A 25,782-nucleotide genomic window follows, 5' to 3' on the forward strand; every position below is an offset into this window, starting at 1 on the left:
TGCAGCACGGTTACTCCGGGAAACACCCACATGGTGGTGCTGACCATGTAGTAGGTATCATCAACCCGAATGACATCGGGATCGGGAAAATCGGCGGGAATAACCGGATTGGTGTAAGTGCCGTCGCCATTGTCGCTGTATAACTTTTGGGCGTTTACACGGGGCGACAAAACGATTGACGAAACAAGCAATGCAAAAAAATGCAGAAGCAATTTACTTTTAACTTTCATTTTGTTTAGGTTAGAATAAAATTAAAAACAAAAGCTGACCCCGGCTACCGTAAAACCGCTTTTGCTATTCCGGTTAAATTTGGAGGACGGGACGTCAAACTTGCCTTTAAAATTAGCCCAATAAACGCATTCCGTGTTTCAATTGCAGACACAGGATTTTCAATTCGGGATATTTCGGGAATATCAAGCGGTTTCAGACAAAAATCCAACCGACTTTGTCAAATCCGATGCAAATCTATTCTCGGATTCAGTTGACGACGACCATCCCGCCGTTACTGGGGATTACGAATTCCAGCTCCTGCTTTTTATTCAATTGAACGGTAGAAACGCTCCCCTGTAAATTTGCATCGTCAGCGAATAGAGTCAACATCTCTCCTTTCTCCAGCATCGGAAGCTGAACCTTTAATCTCAGTGCTTCAGGTTGAGCATTAATACCAGCAATATACCATTTGTTACCGTGCCGACGTGCCAACAACACGTATTTGCCCGGGTAGCCATCAATATATTTTACTTCGTCCCAGGTTGTGGGAACTTGTTTCATAAAATCGATCGCCCAGGCCGGAGCATCGGTCAAATTGTTTGGCGCTAATGCAAAATGTTGCACTGCACTCTGAAATAACACAGCCGTTGCCAGCGCATACACATCCGAAGTTACCCGCCGGCTTCCCTTATTAGGTGTATTGTCGGCGTTGTAAAACTCATTCAGGGCGCTTCCTCCAAAATCCATACTACCGACGGTATTCCGAATAAAAGGGTGAATACAAGCATTAAAGGCTTCCTGATCGCAGCTTCCCTGACCAAAGTGAAGGTTCTCACTTGCCAGCACCGCTTCGCTCGACGCATAATTTGGATACATGCGCTCCCATCCGCGAGGCAAGGTGCAACCGTGAAAAATAACCATAATCCCAAAATCGTTGGCATCGGTCAAAATATCTTCATACAGCTTCATGGTTTCCTGTTTATCGCCGCCAAAGAAATCCACTTTAATCCCTTTTATGCCTATGCTTTTCATCCAGGCCATTTCCTGACGACGGACATTTGCTCTGTTCATCAGTCCGCGTGGTCCCTGCGGCGCATCGTTCCAGTAGCCATTCGAATTGTACCACAAATACAAGCCAACACCTTTTGTTGTGCCGTATTCAGCCAATTCTGCTATTTTATCGCGACCAATTTGGGTATCCCAAAGCGCATCAATCAAGATGGTGTTCCAGCCCATGGCTGCACTAAAGTCGATGTATTCTTTTTGAACAGGGAAGGTCGTGTTATTATCCATTTTGATAATCCAACTCCACGCCCCTTTCGTGTATTGATATTGTTGGGATGGCTCATATTTCGGATTCACAACATCGAAGGGGATCGTTGTTTCCACAATCGGAGCTAAGGTTTCGCCAAGGGTAATTGTCCGCCAAGGCGTTTCGCCCGGAAGTTCGATACCCGGCTCCGCTGTTCCGATACCGTTATTTTCGCCTTGCTGCGGAAACCCAACAGTATACAATCCGCCATCATGCCCTATCAAACGGCTTGCGCAATAGCGGCTGTCAACGCCTGTTTCTGAAATTAATACCCAACCGTTTTCATTCACTTTAAACAAACAGGGAAAGGTGTAGCCATTTCCATGGCCGTTTTGCCCGATAGCCCCATCCAGCTGGTAAGGCTCTTCGTAACTTGGCTTGGTTCGGGCATAACCGACCATCGGGGCACTCTGTGGGCACAAAAAAGTAGTCGTTCCTTCGGGAAATGCAAAACCTGTTGCCTCTTCATTAACAACGCAAGCAAGTCTGTCTTTCTGCGGATATATTTTGTATTTGAAAGCCACATCATTATTCCCCACCCTGAAAACAACATCGAAAGCAGGCTTTCCATCTTTCTGAAACGAAAACACGGCCTCGTTAGCCTTATAATGAACGGTGCTTGTTTTGATATTCGGGAGTTCATAGGCTCCGCTAATTTCGCTTCGCTTGACATCATCAAGTAAAGTGATATGGGTTGAAAAATCGCCCACATTGGTTCTCATTCCAAGCGGTGATGATTCCAGAAAGCTTTGCCCGTTTAACGAAATGCTGTAGGCCGGTTCTCCACCGTCACAGAAGACATGCACTATCAAATTTCCATCGGGGCTGATAACTTCTTGCTTTTCGGCTTTGGCCACCACCACGATGAAGACTGTAAAAAAAAGTATTAAGATTAGGTTTTTCATTTTGAATCGTATTTTATCATGAGTTATTCAGCCCAATCGGCACCTTCCGGAGTTCTGCGCCAGCTGAAATAACGATCTAGAACTTTTAATGACTCCGAACTTGGAACCGGCCCTATATGTGGCGTCGGCCCCAGGTACATCAGCTGCGGGTTTTCGGCACTGAAGGCTGGCCATTCCGGGACACCTTCGCCATTTGGATCGCCGTATTTGGCGAAGTTTGTCCAGTAGGTCCCCATGGCCTCCGAGATTTCCAAATCAGACTCCGAAGTTTGCGGGTTCGAAGGATCGAGATGCTGGAAAACGTAAACCACATCCTGCCCGTGAGGAGAACCATAACCAAACATCGGCGAATCTTCCGGGTAATCGGGATGCTGATCGAAATAGTAATAGAAAACCTTCGACTTTCCGGTTTCTGCTTGAAGACGTGCCCAACTCCAGGTATGCCAACCGAAAGCAGCATCCCGCATTAAGTCGCGTGCAGTTTTCGGCACTGAGCTTTCTCCAACCGGATAAGCAGCAATTAACGAATCGGCAAATTTGCCGTACCGCCTTTTAACCCCTGAAATGTACTCCGCTGGTGTTCTTTCCCTTGAGAAACTGGCCCCTTCGTCAGAATTATAGCCAATCAAGACAGGCACATCATTATATTTACCGGCTTCATACAATTTATGCTGGTCATCAGGAATAACATATCCATCTACAATTGGCCAGCCACCCGGCATCGTCCATCCTGCAGGAATCAGTTGGTCTGCATCCAGTTTTCGCAGCTCCTCAATCGACGACGCTCCGTGTTGTTGTGCATATACTTCACCGTCGAGCTCTGCCTGTCTCAAAGTCTTCATATTCTCGCCCGGATATGTGGTTGGGCGGGTTGGACCAAATGAACCACCGCTCTGTGAAATTGCCCCGGCAAACAAGCCTTTTGCCAAAGGTGATGCACATAACATGCTCACCGAAATTCCACCAGCCGACTCACCGAAGATGGTTACTCTCTGCGGATCACCGCCAAACTGACCGATATTGTTTTGTACCCACTTCAGCCCGGCAATCTGGTCGAGCAGCCCATAATTACCGGAAACGTGCTCCGGACTTTCCGCACTCAGCTCCGGATGAGCTAAAAACCCAAGCTGACCAACGCGATACGCAATACTCACTAAAACAACGCCTTTTTTTGCCAGCTTAGCCCCGTTGTAAACCGGCTCGGAAGTTGAGCCAAAGCTGAATCCCCCGCCATAAATCCAAGCCAGTACGGGAAGCTTTTCAGTGGTTGATTTTGCAGGCGTCCAAATATTCAGGTATAGACAATCTTCACTTTTCCCCGATGGTGGGTTGCCGGCCTGCATTGGCGCGGAAGCAAATTCGGTTGTTTGTTTTATTCCCTCCCAATTTTGAACAGGCTGCGGAGCCTTCCAGCGAAGATCACCGATGGGAGGCGCTGCAAAGGGAATGCCTTTGAAAACGAGCAAGCTGTCTTCCCGGGTTCCCTGAATCGTTCCTCCTTCTACCTCGACAATTGTCTGTTCTTTAGGGGTACAAAAAGTCATCGAGAACAACAGCAACAAAGTGCCGAAGTAAGTTATTTGTTTCATATTTTAGGTGCTTTTTGTTTTTATTCGTTGTTTGAATCGTTATTGTCTTCATTAACAAGCTGATCGCTCATGTGGAAATAGTCAAAATCGACAAAGCCTCCTGGATTTTTCGTTGAATAATTGAACAGCCCAAAGCGATAGCCCATAAAGTGCGGCAGGGTATATTCCATTTTCAACTGTTCACCGATCTTCGTCCAGTTCTTCCCATCGAGGCTGTAATAAAAATTGGCCATATCTTTGCGATCGATGAAATTGCAGTCCGCTTTTAAGAACACGGTTTGTTGGGTCAAAGGCATCCGTTCAATTTCGACAGGACTTTCGGTTTGGGCACTAACCATCACCAAATATTTCAATCCATCTTCCGACTTCACGCCTACCTGCCCGTACTTCTTCTGCAACAAGGCCAGACCGGCAAAATCACCGTCTTTCATATTTGATATATCAATAGATGTTGAACCGGAGCAAACCGGGCCAATGGTCCGTTGTGTCAACGTATTTCGGGCTTGTAGGAAATCGCCGTCAAGCCTTCCTGTTTTTAGTCTCAAATAACCTTTTCGCTCACGAACGGACCATAGTTCGTTTACCGGATTGTGATTCCACTGCCAAACCAGTGGCAGATCTGGATCATTCTTTTTGCGGGTAAATTCATCGGAGTTTACAATTCCGGGAATCAAACCTTTGCTTGCCGGTAAATCCAGTTCATCGGGAACTTTTCCATCAACCCCCAACAGGGGCCAGCCATCTTCCCAGGTCACCGGAACCAGGTACGGAATCCGTCCAACCGCTCCGTTGTCGCGAAATAAATATGAAAACCATCGGCCATCGGGAGTATCGATTAAACCACCCTGAGCAACACCTTTATCTTGAAGTGCAATGCGGCCTTCCCAGGGACCGTCCAAACTTTGCGCACGATGAACAACAACCGTACGCATACCACCACGCGGCCATGTAATATTAAACAGGTAATAGCTGCCGTTAATTTTGAAAAGCTGTGATCCTTCGGCTCCCAAACCAATATTGGGACCAGCAGGAGCACTGGCATTCTCAATTAAGACCCGTTCGGAACCTTCTCTTAATCCGGAAAAATCAGCTTCCAGCTCAGCAATCATTAACTTGCCATTTCCCCAAATGATGAACACGCGCCCATCATCGTCGAAAAAGAACGTATGATCATGCAGGCTCGCATCGATTGTCGTGAGCATCCATGGCCCCTTTTCAATGTCCTTGGTTGAATAAATGTACGTTTTATGAGTTGTCCCTGAAAATGTTGAAACATAATAAACGCCGTTTTGGTACCTCAAACAACTGGCCCACGAACCCCGACCATACTCATTCTGCAGATTGTCCAGCTTTGTGGCGTCAACATCAGCCAGGGTTGGATAGACATAATTCACCAATTGCCAGTTTACCAGATCTTTCGATTTCATAATCGGCACGCCGGGATTCATGTGCATCGTCGTGCTACTCATATAGTAGGTTTCGCCGACCCTGATCATCGATAAATCGGGGACATCGGCATAAATAATCGGATTTGTGGCACCTTGTGCCTGACTGGGAATTGAACAAGAAATGTTCAACACCAGAAACGCTGCAACAACCCAAAAAGAATATTTCATATACTCCGTGTTTTAACTTTAATAATTTCCAATACACCAAACTTAGCAACATTAATTACAAAACCCGATACACTCCAATAATCACATAAGGGTCTTCACTCGCTTCTAAAACGGGAATCTCGAGTGTTCCTAAAAATATGGAATGGTTCAGGTAGTCGTATGGGCTTCCGGCAGGAGCCTCGACATCGACAACAGACTTTACATAAACGAGGCCACCTTCTTCACTGACCAAAGTATGCATCAATGCCTGATTTCGGATTTGAATAACAAATCCATCATCGGTTTTGAGAAGATAGCGTGCATCCAGCTCAGTATCACCATCGGGGCGAACCAACTGCCAATCGTCACCACCCGGTAGAACTTCGCCCTTAATTTTGGGCCCACTGAACGTGCCGCCGGTAACGGGAACCACACGCCGTATTCCCCGTTTACTTTCACCAACAACGAGCATCGTACCAACCTTCACTTTTGCCTTCCACGTCAGTTCGGTCTTGAAATTCTGATAAATACTTTTTTCACTCTCCAGATCCTTATTCTGAGAAAAAACTTTCCCCGCGACGAAAACAAGCAAGAGAATTACAAACGCTCTTAACATGCCCGGGCGAAATGTTATATCCACCATACTATAATCCTTTAATCATTAACGACATCCCCATTAAAAGTCACAGGGATGACAATTTCCGAGGGTTTCTTATTCAAATTTCCACCAATCAAAATTGAACAACTCGCCTTCAGCTCCTTTGAACAGCAGGCAGAGATCGTGAATACCGGCAACTGCTTTGACTTTGCCCTTCACGGCTGACCAGTTTTGCCAACCACCCGTATTGCTCACCTTCACGATGCCCAGCAGCTCGCCATTGGGATTGTCCATTCGGATTTCAATTTGCCCACCTTGTGCCCCCGAAGCCACGCGGGCCACAAACGTTTTGGCGCCTTCTCCGAAATCGACACTGCGCAGCGTCAGGTAATCGCCATTGTCAATGTTGGTTACATAAACACCTGATTGACTGTTACCGGCTGTCTTGAGGCCTTCGCTCCAGGCAATTGTTTCGGCTTCAACCTTTTTGAAAGGACTCAAATTAGTGACGCTTTTGATTACACCTTCTTTGGTTGGAGTGATGAGCGGAATGCGACCATCGGCCTTGTAGGTGAATTGCTCCACACTTACCGAGCGCTTAAAGCCCTGTCCTTTCGACAGACTCTGGTCGTGATAGAAGATGTACGAATTTCCGTTGAAGTCGATGATTCCGGCATGGTTGGTAAATGCCAATTGATCAGCCCGTTTCATGATATGTCCCTGGTAAGTCCAAGGCCCCTCGGCCGTTGGAGCAGTTGAATACGAAATGTACTCGGGAACGCCTTCGGAAGCGTACACCAGGTAATACAAGCTATTGCGTTTAAAGAACCAAGGCCCTTCGGTGTAAGTGGTTCCGGGGCTACCGTCGGGGGCCGATTTCGAGCCAAAGGCTTCGGCGGTCATCTCGGTTGAAACAACTCCATTGTCGCCCACGCTTTTGTCGTACGAAACCATATCCTCGTTCAACTTCACATACCACAAAGCGGGGTTTCCCCAATACAAATAGGCTTGCCCGTTGTCGTCAATGGCAACTGTTGGGTCAATGTCTTGCCAAATATGCTTGCTGTCAACCAGTCGTTTCCCAATCGGGTCGTGGAACGGGCCGGTTGGCGAATCGGAAACCAACACCGAAATGCCTTCCCCATGAATCGGGACATACAAGTAGAACTTGCCGTTACGCTCAATACATTGGGGAGCCCAGGCACCGTTGGCTTTGTTCATCGAGCTGAAGTTTCGGAGCGAAGCCACAGCGCCGTGGTCGGTCCAGTTCACCATGTCGTCCGACGAATAGCAATGCCAGTCGTACATGGTGAAAAAGTTGTTCACCGTTGAATCTTCGTCGTGCGAAGTATACAAGTAAACCGTGCCATTGTACACCATGGGCGCCGGGTCGGCGGTAAAGGCCGTTTGAACGATGGGATTTTGAGCTTCTGCATCGATAACCGATGCGATCAGAATCCCCAATAATAATAAAGTGAACATTCGATTTTTCATTCTGTTTTCTCTTTTTGCTAAAACAACACGACCAATAACCGCCAGCGTGCAAGCCGTGGAAAATGACCTTCCCCGCCGTCATCATTCGCCGTAGATCCTAAAATTCTACCGGAAACTAATTTTCAAAGCCTCGAAATCAGGAACAAGCCGAAGTGCAAAATATCTCTCCTTCAACTGCAGCCCTTCGACCCCGCAGCACCTCAATCGGCCGATTTAAAAAGTAATTGTGAAAACTGCCAGAGATTGTCTTTCCAAACTTTAAAGTCGTGATAGCCTCCCGGAATGACCTGATAAATATGCGGAACCCCATTCGCCGCCAGGTATTCATGCGTCCGTTTGCTGAAGTTGATCAGGCCATCCTGATCGCCGCATGAGAGCCACAGTAGTTTCAATTGTTGCTTCGCTTGATCAGGTTCAGGAACAAGCAGCTCGGGCGATTTCGTATTGGGAGCCGATGAAAAACCACCCACCCAGGCAAATTTATCGAGGTTTCCCAGCCCAAAGTTCAGCGACTGGCCACCACCCATCGATAAACCGGCCAAAGCACGGTGTTCACGTTCTGTCAACACGGGGTAATTTGATTCAACAAAGGGAATCAGGTCGTTCAACAAATCTTTTTCGAAGGTCGCAAAAGCCTGCACCTTATCCGGAGCCATTATATTTCCGGCTGCGCGATCATCTTTCATTGCCCGCCCATTGGGCAGTACTACAATCATCGGTATTAACTTCCCTTCAGCATAAAGATTATCGAGAATAACCTGCGGCTGTCCCTGGGTGAACCACTCCTTTTCGTCGCCGCCAATGCCGTGCAACAGATACAAAACCGGATATTTATTGTTGGTGGAGTAGCCGGGAGGCGTATAAATTAATGCTCGCCGGTTGGTGTCAACCGTTTCGGAATGATAAACAAGTGTATCAATTTTTCCATGCGCGATATTCTGTCGGGCTACATCAAATCCCAGGGGGGCAGACTCCGTGTATTCCTGAGCATTCACAATCGAAGAGATGATCATAAACGCCGCAAAAAGCAATCGTTTCATTCGTTATCAGTTTAGTTTTACAACGACCAAATTACGCCGATTAACCAGGGGAGCCTTACAGTTTTGGATATTTAATTTACGATTAGGGATACCGGATGGAAGAATTGTGCTATGATCAAGCACTTCCATCATTTTAGACAAAATGACGTAGGTCGCTGGAAGCAGCGGATTCAGCCAAAAGACGCTTAAAAGGCGAGCTTCTGTTATAAAAGAACGGTTAACTCTGCTCATTTACTACTCGCAAAAAATGGCAGCCCCGCTTAACGGAATGGTCACCTTTTGGGGTCGTATAGGTTAATCTGAATTGAGAACTTACCAATTCAAATATGAATTCGCTTCGTATCTGAACTTGGCTTAGGATTACCATCGATACGGCAAAAAGTATAATTATTACTTCATTCGTTGAAACGTTATTTTTCCCTGATTTTAATCTGATCAACAAACACCCCTTCGTCCAAAGCCGTTATTTTAATCGAATGTTGCCATGATGATGTCGGCAGGTGCGTCGTATTACGAATGGCTTGATTACGCAGCACATTTAGTTTCCATTCCTCGCTGCGCCCTTTTGTGGTATAGTCAACGACCTGGCCCGGTTCTCCATCTATGGCTATCCCATATCTGATTTTGTCTCCGGCGACAGGATGATTCGGCGCTAAATTAACCTCAACAGCCAAAGAATCTGAAGTTTGTGACTCAAATTTATAAATCACACTACTCCCCTTCGCCAACTGGATTGCGCCGCGTTGATAGCCAAGTCCGTGTGCGATTGGTTGACTTCCGGTGAAAGAAGCATAATCGTTTCCATTGAAGGCGGCCAAGGGTTTCAACTCCTCAGCCAAGGGTTCATTGGCAACCGTTTGGATAACACGCTGAAATACAGCCAAACGTCTTGGTTGGTCATCCATCATTTTATTCCACTTGCCGTCCAGCAGCGAGTTATACTTTTCAGTGAGAGCAACGATCTCTTCGTAGGCTGCATCACTCTTACTCCAATCGGCCAGACCGTGGCGGGCTAACTGTCCATACAAATGTTTAAAGTTCATTTCGGCTGCTGCCAGTACCGGATATTCTATAAGTTCGAACCAGGATGCTTGCTTTTCCAGTGGGATGTTCGCAGCCAAGTGTTTCACCCGATCCGAAATCTGCTGATAGTTACGAATACGGTTTTCGATGTCTTGCTTACTCCAGGGCAAATCCGAAACAACTTTATAGCCGGGATCGCGTTCTTCGGTGCGGGTATTCCCCATGAATTCCGGTTTCCGAATGTAAGCCAGGCGATAATATTCATTCATCACCTGAAGCAGGTCATCCGCATTTTCGCGACCAAATTCGCGGGCTAACCAGTCCCAAAGATGCTTGTCCAGTCCTTCTTTGTTATTTTGAATCGAATCGATACTCCAGGCCATATCCATAAATAGCTCGGTAAGGTACTCGGCCGGTTTGATGTCGCCAACATTCAGAATCCACATATCGCGGGCACCCTTGTCCCAGGCCATTTTCATTTGTGTATAAAGCTGCGCCGGGTGATTGGTGGCTAACCACAAATAGTCGTGTGGACGTCCCCAGTATGAGATGTGATAATACACTCCATTGCCGCCTTTTCGGGCACTTTCAGCACTGTCCGGGTAATGACGGATATAGCCGTAATTGTCATCCGTCCACATCAGGGTTACATCTTCAGGAACTTCGAGCCCCAGGTTGTAAGCATACAATACCTCTTTGTAGGGAATAAAAACCTGCGAAACCTTTTCTACATCCGGATTCACATATTTGGCAATCATATCCCGTTGATCTTTAAAAATTTTAGCAATAGCATCACGCTGCTCCCGAATGGATTTTGCGCCTTGCATACGGCCATCATGTTCGCCCCTGATGCCAAGGGTGTAAATGTTATCGGAGTTTGAAAGACTCGATACTCGTTCTTCCCAAAACTTTAATACATTCTCGCGATTATTCACATAATCATATTTGCCTTCACCTCTTCTTCGCCATTCATAGTTGGCATTGCATGCCATAGGTTCGCAATGTGATGTACCAATGTAAATACCGTATTTATCGGCCATTTCTTTATTGCCAGGTGTCAGATAAAAAGCCTCTGAGCATTTGTGCATGGCCGGCCACAGTGTGTTTGCGCGCAAACGCAGCAATAGTTCAAAGATGCGGGCATGGGTTTTGGGACCAATCTGTCCGTCAACATCCGACGCTTCATAATTTTGGCTGCTCCAGGGCATCAGCCCCCAATCTTCGTCGTTCAGGAAAATACCTCGGCGGGCAACCGACGGGTATTGAATATCCCGGTAGCCATTTTTCAGGGTAAATGATTCTTTTTCGGACACGGGTGAATCGGCCCACCAAACCCATGGGGAAACACCGATCATTCGCGACAGTTCTAACATTCCGTAGGCTGTTCCTCGTTTGTCGCTTCCCAGTACGATCAATTTATCTTCAATTACCTGAATCAGAAACGCCTCTTCGTGTGCAGTAAGTTGAGCAATATCGTCCTCGGATACAAAGGTTTCTGCCTTTGCCCCGAAACCGATTGTGCCAAGGTAGATGATCCCATCATCGGCCGACAGCTGCAAATCAGCATTAAAAACAGTCGCGTAGTCATGTTGAAACATTTCAAACGCGGTTTTGACAACCTGTTCTTCGTTGCTACTCAATACAATTGCCTGTGTTTTTCCACTTCTGAAAACAACATCTGCCCTACTCCCCGAAGGATAAACAAGGGCGATTAATATTAGTAACGTGATTTCTTTTCAGTATCATAAGCATTGTTTTTTGTTTATTTGCGATAGGCTTTATCTCTTCCAACATCAATGCCATTCCATGCTTTCAGGTTAGTCCATTCCTGATCAGGTTCCGACCAAAAAGGATGACTTTCCGGCAATCCCAATGGTAACATTACGGCGGTACATAAATAAAGGCTTCCGGTATTGATGTATGGTTCCGACATGTTGATCTGGCTTCCGGTAAAACCTACTTTTAACCAGCCATTTTCATCAAAATTATTACCGGCATTAAATTGACGGCGCATAACGGCGGTGAGCGCTGACCGAACCTGCCCGTAAGGTAACTCCAGGGGCAAGATTTCCATCAAAGAAGCTTGTGCCAATCCGTGAAAAACGCCAAATCGATAAACGATTGATCTCCCTACTACCGGATAAGTTCCTTCAGGAGATATCAATCGTTCCTGTTGCACAGCAAAACGTGAAAAGCGTTCCTGTTCTGATTTCAGATGCTCAGCCCCTGCCATTTTGTGTTTTTCAAGTACCGCGAACACATCGGTAAGCATGGGGTGAATCACAAGGCTGTTGTAGTAATCAAAATGAAACCGGGCTCCATCACCATACCATCCGTCACCTTTATACCATTCATGGCAAAAACGGTTTATTCCGTAATACAATCGGGTGGAATCGCAATCACCGGTAAACTCCAGCATTGCAGCCTCGATCATCGATGCGAACAACAGCCAGTTACTTTCTTTGGGAGAAATAGAACGGGTCTTTTCCAATTCGGATATCAGCCGTTGTTGAGTTGTTGCATCAAGCTTGCCCCATATTTGGGTGGGAGCCCTCAATAGTGCTTGCGCTAAAAAAGCGGCATCAACCAGCACCTGGCTATGCCTGTCATCAAACACCAGGTAATCCGGTGCCTCCGGATTAACGGCATTCGAGATCCCTTTTGTAACCAGACGGATGTACTTTGACCGAAGCTTACCCTCTGTTGTTGAATCAGCTCCCAGCTCCAGCCAGGGAGCTATCCCACAGAGTGAACGGCCAACCGCTTCGAGGTAACTTACCTGTTGGCGTAAGGTATCATCCGAAAGCGATTCAAACGGCATGTTCTTCTTCAGTGTATTTTCGGCGAGATTATTCAAAACCGGATCAACAATGCGCGTCATGGTTTCAATCCAATAAGCTCTGTCTGACTCTTGCTTTTCCTCACATGATGTAGTAAGAAATAGCGCAAGAAGCACGAACAGATATAAAACGCTATTTCTCATGATACACCTCCTTTAAGCGTAAAAGCGCCTCTACATAGTAATAATCCGCGTATGTCAGCGGTGCATCCACCTCCGAATTCTTATTGTGATTTCCCACACTGTGCTTCAAAATAAAGCCTCCGTTTGTTCCAACTTCTGCCAGGTATTCAGGAGATGTTAAAGAACGAATCTGCTCTTCGGCAAAGCGTAAATAACTTTCTGATTTGTCCGTATTGTCTAATTGACTTAATTCAACAAAAGCAGAAGCCATCACGGCAGCAGCCGAGGCATCCCTTTTGGCGTTGGGAATATCCGGAGCATTAAAGTCCCAGTAGGGCACTTTGTCTTTGGGCATATTGGGATGGTTCATAATAAAAGAGGCAACACGAACAGCTTGCTCCAGATAAGCCGGATTTCCCGTTTCCCGATACATCATCGTATAACCGTACAATGCCCATCCTTGCCCACGTGCCCAGGCAGACTCATCGGCATATCCCTGATGTGTCCCCTAAAAATGGGGCATGCCCGTAATTGTATCGTATGAGACGACGTGATAACAACTGTAATCAGGTCGGAAGTGGTTGATGAGTGTCTTTTGCGCATGTTGATTCGCGATGTCCAGATAGTTAACAACTCCTGTTTCTTTGGCCATAAAGCAAAGAAATTCCAGGTTCATCATATTGTCAATAATTACCGGGTATTGCCATTTTTTACTGGTTTCCCACGACTTGATGAGCTGCATATTGGGATTGAACCGAGAAGCCAATGACTGTGCTCCGGTTTTCATCACGTCAAGATATTGTTCGTTTCCGGTCAAGCGATAACCATTCCCAAAACTACAATTCAACATAAACCCAAGGTCATGGTTGGTGGTAACGTGTTTCGCTTCTTCAACCCGTTCAGTATACATTTGAGCATAGCTCAACAACTCCTTGTCGCTATCTACGCTAAAGAGATACCACAGTGTTCCAGGAAAAAATCCCGAAATCCACGCCCGGTAATTGCAGGTTTTAAGTATGCTATCTTCAAATGTACGTGGCAGTTCCCCATCTTTATCCTCCAGGCTTTTCGCCATCAGCAGTGCTTGTTGTTTGGAATTGGCAAGACCTCTTTCAATAACAAGTTCCATCGGCTCCTGTTTGGCACCGCCACAAGAAACAAACGCCAGAGGCATCAGAAACGCACAGATGGCTATCATCGTCTTTTTACACTTCATACGTTTTACAATCCGTATCATTATTGAATACATATCGCTCATATTCAGAACCAATCACAATATAGCTGAAGGCTGCTCCCCAAAAAGGAACCACCTGTATTGAATACTATTCATTCAACGTTTCAAGGAATTCAATCTCGACAATGCGTAGTTCGTTGTTTGTTTTGTCTCCGCCTTCGGCTTTGTAAAGATCAAGTTCTCCAGCTGTAGCAGCAGCAACTTCCGTAATCTGACCGAAGGCATCTGCATCTTGCGTTGCTCCTTGCAGACGTATTGTAATGGTGTTGGCTCTAACCGGTTTCACCGAAAGATGGACATATCCCAGGCTTCGGTCTGTTTTACCACTCCAAACCAACACATCTCCGGCATAAACCTCAATAGGATATGAACGACGACGCCATCCTGTCAACTTAATGCAGATATCGTCGATTTCGGCATATCTTTCCAGTTGATAGGTAATCCATGCCGTACTAAGGTGCCCGTCATTTTTCCACTCGCTTAATTCATTGTCGTCATAGCTGGCGTTCGCATGTTCACTGTCTATCCCAGCAATGGCATCTTTAACTCTCACGTCAATCTTTCGATCGACATACGAAGGCGAAGACGGTGTCTCACCACGCTCGAACAGACTCGGTAGCTCGTCAGCCTGGTTGAACGTGGTCAAACCATCATGCACTTCAACCGGAATCGTTGAGAACGATACGGATTCACTTCCAAGTCCTTTCGCTGTTGCGTTTAAAGTTACGTTCCCTGCCTGCACCCCGGAGCGAATTATTACTCTTGTCACGCCGCACTCTACGGGTAACTCTTTGGCCAAAACAAAGTTATCTTCAGCCTGAGCAATTCCGCCACGCCACTCGGCAGGACCTTGTAAATCAAAGCTAATCATATCGTTGGCCAACGGACATCTGTTTCCGTCTTTATCAACGACCTCAACCTGTACCATCGCTATATCTGCTCCATCGGCATAAACACCTTTAGGCCCGTGCATCAAGGTTAGTTTCAATCGATTTGGTTCTCCAACAGTACTGATAGCATACCGACTCTCTTCTTTTCCTGTCTTATCATAAGCCACAGCTTCAATTTTTCCTTTCTCCCACTGTATCGAATCAAAGGTGAACAAGAAACGGTAATCCTGTTTACCAAAACCTTTCGACCGTCCATTGACAAACAACTCTACTTTATCGCCTGTCGAAACAACATACACTGGCTTTACAACCTCGGGCGTATAATTCCAATGACCGATGATGTATGTACGGTCCTTTTCCACATCGACCCATCCGTCCCACATCACCTGGTGTGCATAAAAACCATCTTTGGGTATTCTCAACGGATCAACCACGCCGCTGCGGCGATAATTCTCTTCACCTCTCCCGTAGGTTTGGGTGTCTGAAAAAACAATCTGTGCGCCTCCGGAGTTAACCCGTCTCCCGGTTCCCGGGCGTTCGCGCCAGTAGTCGTACCAACGGCGAACAAACTCCACCGCCAATTGATCCTGATTGTGGTTATAAGAACTGGCATCCTGTCCTTTGTGCAATGGTCCAGCTCCCTCTTTATGGAATGGATAGCTATATTCGTCCCAATATTTGCGCAAACCTTCGTCGCGGCAATATTCGGTCTGTATCATCGGGTGGTGTTCGCTTTTGTTGATGTAAAGCATTTCGCCTCCGTATTCTGCCTCCCGAATGTCCAACATCTCACGCGAACCGATTGCCCGTCCGCCGTGAGGATCATATTTATCCCGAACAGCAATCATCTCAAGCATGTGCTCCCGGCTGATGGATTCATTTCCTGACTCATAAAAAATGACACTCGGATTATTGCGCATGTAGATAATGGCATCGCGCATTAATTCTTTACGTTGTTCCCATCGGCGACCATTCGCATCCCGTTCTGCATCACCCGCCGGCATCATCTGAATAACACCGGTTCTATCGCATGATTCCACATCCTGTTTCCAGGGCGTAACGTGCATCCAGCGGTAGAAGTTAGCATTGTGTTCAAGCATCACCTGGTTCGAGTAGTCGCTCATCCATGCCGGAACCGACATGCCCACTCCGGGCCATTCGTTACTGGAGCGTTGTGCATATCCTTTCATCTGCAGCACGCGGTCGTTCAGCCATACTTTACCTTTGCCGAAATGTGTTTTCCGGAAACCGGTTCGCGTAATTACTTCATCAACAATTTCACCATCAACAACAAGTCTGGTTTTTACCTGATACAAATAGCCATATCCCCAACTCCAGAAATGGAGTCCGCCAAGTTCTTTCGATGCTTTCACTGTCGTTGTTTCTCCTGGCTTAATGGTCACCTTTTCTCCATTAAAAAGACCAATTTGTTTTCCTTCGTAATCTAAAACTTCTACCTGGTAGCCAACTTCCACGGGCTTTTTGTACTCGTTTCGGATTTCCGATTCAGCATTCACAACTGCTTTTCGACTTTGAACCTGAATATCGGTTGCATATACATAAACGCCGGTCGTCTGCAAATTGCTGTACAGCGGCAATGTTTGATACACTCTGTCGGTCACGTGTAACCACACGTTTTTAGGAATACCACCGTAGTTGGCGTTAAAGTTGATGTCGTTCCACTGAAAAAGGCTTCCGGTAGCCCGTTCTTTGTAGCGCCAGTTGCTATCGGTGCGCACGGCAATGACGTTTTCACCCCCGAAATTCACATACGGTGTCAGGTCGATTCCGAAAGCCATCACGCCGTTTTCGTGCAAGCCGATATGTTTACCGTTCAAGTAAATATCGGCAGCTTGACGAACGCCTTCGAACTCGACAAATACTTTTTTCCCTTTGGCTGTGACGGGCAATTTAAAATGTTTACGATACCACGAAACGGTGTCGGTCATATTTCGAATATTAACCTTGAAAGCTTCATCCTCATTCCAAGCGTGCGGCAGCGTTACTTTTTTCCAATCGCCATCCGGATAATTGACTGCCTCTGCTCCTTTAAAATCTCCAACTTTTAACAACCATTCCGGGTTAAAATTGTATTTCGTTCTGTTTGCAGCATTCAGAAATACTGGCGTTAACAACAAAAATATCAGCAGGTATATCGTTTGTATTCGTTTCATATCTTGTTCGTTTATTTTCTTTGTCAATACCCTCGAATCGCGAATCAACCTCAGAATCATTCGCATCGAACGTATCAGTTAGTTTATGTCGATTATTTTGATTGAAGGATTAATGTCGATGTCCCCATATTTTCAGCATCGACCATCAACTTGATTTCCCCTGGTTTTTTCGGAGCTCGCAGAATAGCCATTGCCCTACCCATAAAAAGAGATGGTTCCAGCGAACCAAAGCTTGCCATATCCATTGGTGAAGCATTCCCTGAAGCGATCATACGCCCGGCACCATTACAACTGAGTTTAAGCTTGCGGTCGTTGTTCACCACAACATTTCCGTTGCCGTCAACCAATTCAATAAGAACGTAAGCCAGCTGCTGACCATCAGCTTCCAGTGTTGTACGGTCTGATGTCAACCGAAGCGCCACGGGTTCGCCGGTGGTTTCCAAAGCGGCTGTCGCCACATGCTGACTATTGTCAACAGCAACTGCTTCCAGTTTTCCGGGTTGATAGGATACTTCGAAAGTGGCCTTGTATTTTTCGTCGGTCGCCTGCTCGCCAATAAGCTCGCCATTGAGGTAAAGCTTTACGTTGGGCTCGCGGGTGTAAACATTCACTTTTACGGTTTTGCCTTCCATGCCGGGAAAGGTCCAGGACAGTGCTTCATCGGGCCAGCCCCAGAAACTGACTTTGCGAATTTTACCTTCTGCCACAGGCATTTCAACGGCCATCGTAATTTGCGTTTCGCGCCACAAAATATCCCGATAGTACGACTGCGGTTTCTTGGTGCCGATCAAATCCAAATCGCCGCACCAGCCATTGAACCAAGGCCAACCCATAAACTGGTGCACATTTTCCTGTGGCGATACTTCTACTGTGCTTCCCAGGCCCGATTCGCCAAGGTAGTCCATCGCTGTCCAAACAAAATCGCCAACCACATAGGGCAGCGCCTCCACTTTGTCCCAGTTTTCAGATGCCTCGGTGGCGACACTTTCGGTGCCAATAATCACGCGATCCGGGTATTTCCTGTGCTCTTCCTCATAGAATCGCCAGATGTAGTTGTAGCCCAAGACATCCAAATGATACATCGCGTTATCCAGCGGCAGCATCGCTGTGCGGTCTTTATTCCAATGTTTGTTGACACCGGCAGTAATCAAACGGGTACTGTCGTATTTTAAAATTTCGTTCTTCAGATACCCGGCGGTTTCTTTTCCTTCCTCGGTGATGCGTTCCCGAATTTCGTTCCCGATGCTCCAAAGAATGACGGAGGGATGGTTGCGGTCGCGTAGCACCAACGCTTTGATATCCCTGGCACTCCATTCTTTGAAATAGTTATGATAATCATCGGGGTTTTTCCCTCCGTTCCACTGGTCAAAAGCTTCATCTATAACCAACATCCCCAGCCTGTCGCAGGCATTCATAAAACTCTCCGACATCGGGTTGTGAGCCACCCGAACAGCATTATAGCCATTTTCTTTCAGCAACCTGATTTTCCGTTCCTCGGCATCGTCGAAAGCAGCAGCCCCCAACAATCCGTTATCATGATGGACACAGCCCCCTTTCAGCAAAAGCGGTTGTCCGTTCAACTCGAAGCCTTTCTCTACCGAAAACTGAATGGTGCGGATGCCAAAAGAAACCGATAGACGATCCATCTCCTTCCCCGATTGGCTCAATATGATCCGAGCCTCGTACAGATGGGGCGTTTCGGGCGACCAAAGCAATGGGCTGTTCACCTCCAGTTTAAAACTCGCCTCCCGCTTTGGTGCATTTTCGATGCGGATGTTTTTTCCAGACTGAATCACTTCACGACCATCAGGAGCCAAAAGACGAACACTTAGATCGTAATTTCCATCTCCATTAATTACGGTTGCAGAAACCGAAATGTAAGCCTTGTTATCTTCGATGTTTGCTGTGGCGATAAAAGTCCCCCAATCTTCGAGATAAGTTTTAGGTGTTTTCAGCAGCCACAGATGGCGGTAAATACCAGAACCTGAATACCAACGGGAGTTCTGGCCTTCATTCACGACTTTCACCGCAATGACATTCGTCTCGCCAACCGGTTTGCAAAACGACGTGATGTCGAAACGAAAAGAGCTGTAACCGTAAACATTCGTGTAGGCTTTTTTCCCGTTTACCCACACTTCCGATTGGTTATACACGCCTTCAAAATAGAGCTCATGTCTCTTCTCCGCATCTTCAGGAGCAACCACAAAGGTTTTGCGGTACCAGCCCTCGCCGCCTACGGTTTGACCGGTTGCAAAACCACCAACACTGGCTTTACTGAAAGGACCTACAACAGAATCAGGTATTTGCTCCGCAAGCGGTTCAACCGACCAGTCGTGGGGCAAGTCCACCACCCTCCAGTCAGCGTGATCCAGTTCCGGGTTTTCTCCGTTTTCAATCGCACCTCTGTGAAAATGCCAATCGGCATCGAATAGTATTTTACGGTCCGGACCATCTGCCTGATGATTACAGGCAGACAGCACCAGACCAAAAAATAGTAGTAAGTTGAGTAGTCTCATTGTATTTTCTTTTTATTGATTTTCTGTTAATTTCTAGTTTCCATCGGGTTTTACCAGATCAACTGATGGACTCAACGGCCAAAAGAAGTCTTTGAAAGCGTCCGGTTTTCCGGGATCAAAGCCTTTGAAGTCGAGGTATAGGTATTGGGCCAGGCCCGGATGGTTGTCTTTGATGGAGGCTGCGACACACTTGGCCAGTTCGTAGGCGCCGAATGTACTGAAATGTGTATTGTCGGCCAGGGCCTTTTCCTGGTCTGGAAAGGTGTTGGCCGAATAATGAACAAACAAATTTTTGGAGTCCTCTTCCCCGTACGCCTCATACAAGGTTTTGGTCATCGCATTTAAGTCGATCAGCTTAACATTTTCCTCTTTGGCCAGTTGTCGCATAGCCTCGGGATAGTAGCCCAGGGTGTTAACCAGTTTCCCCGACTCATCGAACTTTCGCCGGTTGGTTGAAGTCACCAAAACCGGGATGCCACCCTTTTTCCGGGCTTCGTTGATAAAATAGCGGAGTTCATCCTGGTACGTTGTAAATGGTTCGACATGGCATGAACCGGGTTTCTGATCGTTATGCGCAAACTCGACAAAAAGATAATCACCCGGTTTCATCACACTGATAATTCTCTTCAGCCTGTTTTGGTATTTGAATGAAATCAGCGTCAAACCGGATTCGGCATGATTGGCCACCACAACTTCCGGTGATAAAAAGCGAGGCAGCATTTGTCCCCATGATGCCCAAGGCTCGTTTCGCTGGTCGGTTACCGTTGAATTTCCGGCCAAAAAGATGACCGGCAAATCGTTGGCTTCCTCGATGACTATTGACGAAACCGAAGGCCGTGAACCATTGAATTCCAGACAAAGATTATTGTCCCAGTTTTTCGAACCGATCTCCCGTTCCTTCAACCTGACACGCAAAGTATCGTTAATCTCGGGGCGGCGAACATCCACCACAATCGTCTTTTCAATGGTTTGTCCTTTCTCAGTCTCGACATTTTCGAGCATTAATCGGCGCGACTCGGCTTTGACCGTTGTTGCCGATTCATGGGCACTGCTACCCAGGGTAAGCTTAATTTTATACCTTCCCTCGTCCAGATTTATCCGGAAATAAAAGGCCTGATCGGATGTAATGCAGTCGGAAGTGCGGGCATCGCCTTTTCCGGCTTCAGTTGAATACAGCTTGCCTTCGGGGCAAATCAATCCATATCCTAAACTGTCGGAATACGCAGTCTCGGATGTGACGGCTACAAATTCTTTATGCACTTTTCCGTTTCCGAGGTCGAATTTCCATTGCTTGTTAGTTGCTGCGCAAAGCGGGTTTGTCACCTGCATTAAATACAGCACAAACGCCGCTGTTAAAATCTTTACTGTCGTGAACATATCTGGTTTATTCTTTGGGTGTTATTTTATTTAAAATACTTAGCCAACGGGAGTTGATCCGATTTTACCTGCGCAACAAAAAGCCCGGCAATTACTTTTGCTCCATTTACATTCAGGTGGGTTGAATCTTGTTTCCGGGTGGTATAATTATAGATTTCCTGGGATGCCAACGGCCCCATCTTTGTCACCAACTCCCGCGAAAGCGACTCCAGATCGATGTAAGGTGTCTGGGTTTCTGTTGCGATTTCCCGGGCTGCAACGATATAATCACCATGAGTATCTTTCAGGCTTCCATCGAGACGAAACTGGCGGCGGACAATTGATGAACAAACAATGGGAGTTGCACCTTTCAGCCTTGTTTCGTTGATCATCGTTTTCAGATTCTCTTTAAATGTACCAAACGCCACAGTGTGCAATCTCTCATCTGCTTTTTCATCATTGTGCCCAAACTGAATGATTACAAAATCGCCCGTCTCCAGGCTATCCTGAACGACTTGCCAGCGTCCTTCATCCAGAAAACTTTTGGTGCTCCGCCCACTGGCAGCATGATTGTGAACGGTGGCTCTCCCGGTCACATAAAGCTTTAAGCCTTCGCCCCATCCCGATTCAGGCGCACGCGACGGCTTTTTCCAGGCCATGGTGGAATCACCCACCAGCCATATATGCGTAGCTCGTTGTTCTCGGCAAGAAACCAGCAGGAGTATGAACATTAAAAAAGAAAAGCAGCTGATGAATTTTTGTCTAAACATGAATGGTATTTTTATTTCAATTTCACTTGTATTTCACCGCCATAGGGATCAAAGTCAAACAAAGCTTTATCGCGGTCAATTTTTACAGCAATCGTTTTGCCGTCTTGCTTTACACGAATGTTTTCAATGCCTTTTTTATTCACCACCATGGTGAGCGGCTGACAAAACAAACGCTGGTCGAGCGAGAGCGATGGAATAATGTACGTTTTCTTTCCTTGCGCTTTGGTCGTGAGCTTTATGGAATCGCGTTCGGTTGAATAGGCTGCTACATCGCGGAAAGTGGCCACCCAAATTTGGTCTTCCAACTTTTTAACCTCCGTTAAATGGTTCCATAAAATGGTATCCGACTTGAAAATATCATACCCTTCGTTGATGCCATGTGTCATGGTCACCCACCAGGAATGATCCTGAAGAAGACTTCCAATTTTCGCCTTCAATTTTTCGGGGCTTGCTTTTCCGCCCAACGATTGCTGACTGATCCGGGTTCCCACCCTATTCTCGGAAGCCAGACGAATAGCCATCTCATTTTTCCGGTTTCCCGCATAACAGTAGGTAACCGGTCTGACGCCCACCCGGGTCTCAATTGCGCTGTCATTTTTTTCGATTTCGATGCGCGCCTCCTCCTCGGTACATTTTGTCAGGTTTTTGTGAGCCCAGCCATGGTTGGAGATCTCCTGCCCGGCGTCGGCCATTTCCTTTAGCTGCGCCCACGAAATACGCGGAAGCTTGTTTACCAAGCCCTCTTTCTCGGCTTTGTCAATGGTATTCCCGTTTACCCAAAAGGTTGCCTCAAATCCCAGTTCTTTCAGTTTGGGGAATACCAGGGTATAATGCTCCAAAGTACCGTCGTCGAAAGTGTAACTGATGGCACAGCTTTTATCATCTTTGTATTTTGCCACGCTGAAATCAGGGCGGTTTCGATACTGAATGCTGTCCAAAACGGCATACATTTTCTGCCCCAGGTACTCGGCCGACCGGGCATTGAAATGCGTGCGGTCCTTTTGCAACTCCTGTGCCGACATGTCGATCAACCAGGCATTCGGATCTTCTTTCGCTTTGCGCTGCTGAGCCTCTTCGATCCCCTGCCGAAAATGACGGTTCGATTTTGGGATCGATCCAAAAACGAAGGGTAGAGCCGAATAATCCTGCCCCGTTTTCGCTGTCAGATGATTCCGCACGTAAGCGACCACCGCCTTCAGGTTCTCATAATACTGTTCCTCGTACCGGTCGTCGCTTTCGCCCTGGTGCCACAAAAAAGCATCGATCGTGTAGCCGTTTTCCAGTTTGGACAAGGTGCTGTCAATCGCCGCATCAATGCTTTCAGTGAAAGACTTCAAAAGCGATTTTCCACCCTTTTCAAAGGAGCTTGTATTGGCGAGCCACGCCGGATTTGCAGACCAAAAGCGACCTTTCACGGTATCGTTGGGATACTGAATCGAAGTTCCCCCAACAGCATATTTTATCACATAAAACTCTTCTTGCAACGCTTGCTCCAAGAGATAGTAAGTTACGGCATCGTAAGTCCAAAGCCCTTCGGTGATCCGGCCCTTGGGGAAGTACGATTCAAAATGTCCGTCGTTGCGGTTCTGCGAAATCTGGCAATACCGGTAAGCTCCTGTTTTAAAATCAACAGTATCGGTGGCAAATTGCTTGATATAACCGGGTAACTCAGCATTGTTCACTCGCCCGTCGGTATTCGACTGCCCGGCAGTGATAAAAACATGAGCAGGCTTTTGAGCAAACAGCTTCGCCGGTACAAGCAGGTTAACAACCAATAAAAGCGAAGCAAGAATTATTTTTTTATCCATTTTTTTCATTCGGTTTAGCTTACTGAACATTCACGTTGTTCCAAATTGAATTGTCTATCAAGGAAAGGTTATCATCACGATTCGCGGCACGGATCTGTCGGTTTTAAAAGCTAAAATCATCTGATGACCGTTCGTTTTAACATTGAAATAAAGGCCGCGCAACTATTTTGCAGACGTGATCAGTTTTTGATTACAGTGACCGCCTGCATTGTCCCGTCCGAGCATATCCGAAGCACATACATTCCGGGAGCAAGTCCTTTTAGGTTGACTTCTATCAACCGATCGGAAGACTCGGTGGATGAGATCTTTGTTCCCATAGCCGAGTAAAGTTCAACTGTCTTAGGGCTGCTTGCCGACACGGAAATAGTCACAAAATCCTTCGCCGGATTCGGAAATACGACGAGTTCATTTCGAGCCTTGTCAATCTCATCCGAACTTGTTGGGACTGAATCGTCAGGGTCGTACTTAATGGTATAAATGTTTGGCACAGGTGCTGGCTCGGGAAAGTAGTAACTTACATTGGCCGGTTGGTTGTAACCGATATTCTGAGTAGCCACCTGCATGCGGTAGGCCGGGTCATGCATCAGGGTATAGTTCTTTCTTTCCGTCGGGAACCAGGACGAGAAGATAAAAAGCTGCGTGCTTTCAGCATCGCGGATCACGATCTCTTCCCTCCAATCGCCTACGATATCAGCAACCAAATTCATATCTTTTTTGGTGCTGTGAATTGTCGATGCCCCGTAGTAATAAGCAGTAAGAATCCGGTTTCCCTTACCATCAGTTATGTTGTCCACGGTATTCCCGTTTCTTAATTCTTTTTGCACATCGCCGTCAAAGTAAAGCGGCTGACAATAGGCGTTGTAGGTTGTTTCCAACAAACGACCTTTACTGTCGTAGTTTCCCATACCAATTGCCGAAATCTCAGCTCCGGGGTAACGCGAATCGACATCGGCAGCCCAAGCCCGCCCAACATCTCCCGAATCCAGGCCTTCCCAGATAATTTCGCCGGTTGCCGCGTCACGCATCGAGATACCATAGGTTGAATTTTCGTGGGGCTGAAAAAATTCCAGCCCGGGGCGATCCGGGATGAGGTCGCCCAGCGCATGTGAATCGCCATGGCCACGCCCGGTGGTGTACAGGCCGTTGCCATCATGATCGATCGCGCAAGCTCCGTAGATCAATTCATCCGAACCGTCGCCATCCACATCACCGACACAAACGCCGTGATTTCCCATACCCTCATAAGCTTTATAATCCGGATTATCTTTGGTATCGAAAGTCCAGACCTGAGTTAAATCCTGGCCGTTCCAGGTAAACGCCGCCATTGCAATACGGGTATAAATACCTCTTCCGAAAACAAGCATGGGTCCCAGGTCTTTGTGGTAAAGTACGGCTGATTTTATCGAACTGGCGCGATAGCCTCGGCCATCTCCCCAGGTCGCGTCCTGTTCTCCAATGGGGCCTATCGCCGGGAAATAATCAACTGTTTTCAATTCCTTCCCTGTGGCACCGTCAAAAACAGTCAGGTAGGCCGGATCAACCTGCAGATGGCCGCTGGATGAGCGAAGCACCAATTGCTGGTCGTTATCTTCCGCCGCAGGCCCTGTGCTTAAAAATGCTCCGGTTCCATCAACGGTTCCGGGTCCGGTTTTGCAGGCCACCTCTGCTTTACCGTCTTCGTCCAAATCGTAAACCATAAAACCAAGTTTTACAGCAGATGTATTTGGGCCTGCGTTAATCCGCCACAAACTGTTTCCCTCCAGGTCTATGGCTTCCAGAAATGAGTTCTTCAGCGTTGATGATTCCCATTCGAAAATCAATTCGTATTGCCCGTCGCCGTCCAGGTCGCCAACACTCATGTCGCCCGCTGAAAAAGTCGCCCCTTCCAATACCGGGGGTGCTGGCAGCGGTATGCGTTTAAACGCGAGTTTTCCTTTGGAAGCATAATTTTCAAGTGGATCTTGCTGTGCCCACGCCTCAAACTCGCCGGAAATTTCAACAGCTTCGCCATTTACAATTGTTTCAACCGAATATTTGTCGGTAACCGATCCGCTTGCATCCGTGTAATTACTGGCACCATCAATCGGGTTTTCATTTATTTTCTCACCGTTTCGATATAGGTTGAAAGCTACATCCGCCGGATCGGTACCCAGCATGCGCCAAGTGAGATAAATTCCGTTTTTAGTTTCCAGGGGAACGATACTCCGGTTTAGGTATTCCATCGGTCGTTGACTGAAAACCGGGCCGGAGGAACACCCAATCAGCAGTAGTAAAAGTAGTAGTTGTTTAGTTTTCATTCGTTTAGT

At 46.9% G+C, this 25,782-nt stretch carries 16 protein-coding genes and 1 pseudogene; all 17 read right to left on the bottom strand.

Annotated features, from left to right (window positions below; genetic code table 11):
- Positions 1-230 (bottom strand): annotated as a pseudogene (locus C8N47_RS18940) (family 43 glycosylhydrolase); the annotation flags it as partial.
- 247 nt (positions 231-477) lie between these two features.
- Positions 478-2,427, bottom strand: coding sequence for a glycoside hydrolase family 97 protein (locus C8N47_RS16425; RefSeq protein ID WP_107823665.1), 1,950 nt, complete (start codon positions 2,425-2,427; stop codon positions 478-480).
- Positions 2,428-2,450: 23 nt separating this feature from the next.
- A complete protein-coding gene (locus C8N47_RS16430; protein WP_107823666.1) occupies positions 2,451-4,016 on the bottom strand; it encodes a carboxylesterase/lipase family protein in 1,566 nt (521 codons plus the stop codon).
- Positions 4,017-4,036: 20 nt separating this feature from the next.
- A complete protein-coding gene (locus tag C8N47_RS16435) occupies positions 4,037-5,632 on the bottom strand; it encodes a glycoside hydrolase family 43 protein (protein WP_107823667.1) in 1,596 nt (531 codons plus the stop codon).
- A 55-nt stretch (positions 5,633-5,687) separates the two neighbouring features.
- A complete protein-coding gene (locus C8N47_RS16440; RefSeq protein ID WP_107823668.1) occupies positions 5,688-6,254 on the bottom strand; it encodes a DUF3237 family protein in 567 nt (188 codons plus the stop codon).
- Positions 6,255-6,323: 69 nt separating this feature from the next.
- On the bottom strand, positions 6,324-7,703 hold the full coding sequence (locus tag C8N47_RS16445; RefSeq protein WP_107823669.1) for a glycoside hydrolase family 43 protein: 1,380 nt from the start codon (positions 7,701-7,703) through the stop codon (positions 6,324-6,326).
- A 200-nt stretch (positions 7,704-7,903) separates the two neighbouring features.
- Positions 7,904-8,743: an alpha/beta hydrolase gene (locus C8N47_RS16450; RefSeq protein WP_107823670.1), complete on the bottom strand. Its 840-nt coding sequence runs from the start codon at positions 8,741-8,743 to the stop codon at positions 7,904-7,906.
- A gap of 410 nt (positions 8,744-9,153) precedes the next feature.
- A complete protein-coding gene (locus C8N47_RS16455) occupies positions 9,154-11,364 on the bottom strand; it encodes a glycosyl hydrolase 115 family protein (RefSeq protein ID WP_107823690.1) in 2,211 nt (736 codons plus the stop codon).
- Between the two features lie 164 nt (positions 11,365-11,528).
- Positions 11,529-12,749 (bottom strand): DUF2264 domain-containing protein, encoded by a 1,221-nt coding sequence (locus tag C8N47_RS16460; RefSeq protein WP_107823671.1) that lies wholly within the window; start codon positions 12,747-12,749, stop codon positions 11,529-11,531.
- Positions 12,739-13,164 carry a hypothetical protein gene (locus tag C8N47_RS18875; protein WP_245915737.1) on the bottom strand — a complete coding sequence of 142 codons (426 nt, stop codon included), beginning with the start codon at positions 13,162-13,164 and terminating at the stop codon, positions 12,739-12,741. The genes C8N47_RS16460 and C8N47_RS18875 overlap by 11 nt, the downstream gene beginning before the upstream one ends.
- A gap of 72 nt (positions 13,165-13,236) precedes the next feature.
- The gene (locus C8N47_RS18880) at positions 13,237-13,944 is read right to left on the bottom strand and encodes a glycoside hydrolase family 88 protein (RefSeq protein WP_211316187.1); all 708 of its coding nucleotides are present in this window, start codon (positions 13,942-13,944) and stop codon (positions 13,237-13,239) included.
- Between the two features lie 106 nt (positions 13,945-14,050).
- Positions 14,051-17,026 (bottom strand): glycoside hydrolase family 2 protein, encoded by a 2,976-nt coding sequence (locus C8N47_RS16470; protein ID WP_107823691.1) that lies wholly within the window; start codon positions 17,024-17,026, stop codon positions 14,051-14,053.
- Between the two features lie 92 nt (positions 17,027-17,118).
- Positions 17,119-19,542, bottom strand: a complete 2,424-nt coding sequence (locus tag C8N47_RS16475; protein WP_107823672.1) for a glycoside hydrolase family 2 TIM barrel-domain containing protein — start codon at positions 19,540-19,542, stop codon at positions 17,119-17,121.
- A gap of 33 nt (positions 19,543-19,575) precedes the next feature.
- Entirely contained in the window at positions 19,576-20,919 is a 1,344-nt protein-coding gene (locus C8N47_RS16480) for a rhamnogalacturonan acetylesterase (protein WP_107823673.1), read from the bottom strand.
- A gap of 26 nt (positions 20,920-20,945) precedes the next feature.
- Complete coding sequence (locus C8N47_RS16485) at positions 20,946-21,668, bottom strand: rhamnogalacturonan acetylesterase (RefSeq protein ID WP_245915738.1); 723 nt, start codon at positions 21,666-21,668, stop codon at positions 20,946-20,948.
- Between the two features lie 11 nt (positions 21,669-21,679).
- A complete protein-coding gene (locus C8N47_RS16490; protein WP_146161553.1) occupies positions 21,680-23,476 on the bottom strand; it encodes a polysaccharide deacetylase family protein in 1,797 nt (598 codons plus the stop codon).
- Positions 23,477-23,655: 179 nt separating this feature from the next.
- Positions 23,656-25,773, bottom strand: a complete 2,118-nt coding sequence (locus C8N47_RS16495; RefSeq protein ID WP_107823676.1) for a rhamnogalacturonan lyase family protein — start codon at positions 25,771-25,773, stop codon at positions 23,656-23,658.
- Positions 25,774-25,782: the final 9 nt, after the last annotated feature.

It is taken from the genome of Mangrovibacterium marinum (assembly GCF_003046625.1).
Taxonomy (GTDB): Bacteria; Bacteroidota; Bacteroidia; order Bacteroidales; family Prolixibacteraceae; genus Mangrovibacterium; species Mangrovibacterium marinum.

Bases quoted from the DNA above. Each gene is read 5' to 3' on its own strand.
- C8N47_RS16425 (WP_107823665.1), bottom strand. From the start codon at position 2,427: ATGAAAAACCTAATCTTAATACTTTTTTTTACAGTCTTCATCGTGGTG.
- C8N47_RS16430 (WP_107823666.1), bottom strand. From the start codon at position 4,016: ATGAAACAAATAACTTACTTCGGCACTTTGTTGCTGTTGTTCTCGATG.
- C8N47_RS16435 (WP_107823667.1), bottom strand. From the start codon at position 5,632: ATGAAATATTCTTTTTGGGTTGTTGCAGCGTTTCTGGTGTTGAACATT.
- C8N47_RS16440 (WP_107823668.1), bottom strand. From the start codon at position 6,254: ATGGTGGATATAACATTTCGCCCGGGCATGTTAAGAGCGTTTGTAATT.
- C8N47_RS16445 (WP_107823669.1), bottom strand. From the start codon at position 7,703: ATGAAAAATCGAATGTTCACTTTATTATTATTGGGGATTCTGATCGCA.
- C8N47_RS16450 (WP_107823670.1), bottom strand. From the start codon at position 8,743: ATGAAACGATTGCTTTTTGCGGCGTTTATGATCATCTCTTCGATTGTG.
- C8N47_RS16455 (WP_107823690.1), bottom strand. From the start codon at position 11,364: ATGTTTCAACATGACTACGCGACTGTTTTTAATGCTGATTTGCAGCTG.
- C8N47_RS16460 (WP_107823671.1), bottom strand. From the start codon at position 12,749: ATGAGAAATAGCGTTTTATATCTGTTCGTGCTTCTTGCGCTATTTCTT.
- C8N47_RS18875 (WP_245915737.1), bottom strand. From the start codon at position 13,164: ATGATGTATCGGGAAACGGGAAATCCGGCTTATCTGGAGCAAGCTGTT.
- C8N47_RS18880 (WP_211316187.1), bottom strand. From the start codon at position 13,944: ATGAAGTGTAAAAAGACGATGATAGCCATCTGTGCGTTTCTGATGCCT.
- C8N47_RS16470 (WP_107823691.1), bottom strand. From the start codon at position 17,026: ATGAAACGAATACAAACGATATACCTGCTGATATTTTTGTTGTTAACG.
- C8N47_RS16475 (WP_107823672.1), bottom strand. From the start codon at position 19,542: ATGAGACTACTCAACTTACTACTATTTTTTGGTCTGGTGCTGTCTGCC.
- C8N47_RS16480 (WP_107823673.1), bottom strand. From the start codon at position 20,919: ATGTTCACGACAGTAAAGATTTTAACAGCGGCGTTTGTGCTGTATTTA.
- C8N47_RS16485 (WP_245915738.1), bottom strand. From the start codon at position 21,668: ATGTTTAGACAAAAATTCATCAGCTGCTTTTCTTTTTTAATGTTCATA.
- C8N47_RS16490 (WP_146161553.1), bottom strand. From the start codon at position 23,476: ATGGATAAAAAAATAATTCTTGCTTCGCTTTTATTGGTTGTTAACCTG.
- C8N47_RS16495 (WP_107823676.1), bottom strand. From the start codon at position 25,773: ATGAAAACTAAACAACTACTACTTTTACTACTGCTGATTGGGTGTTCC.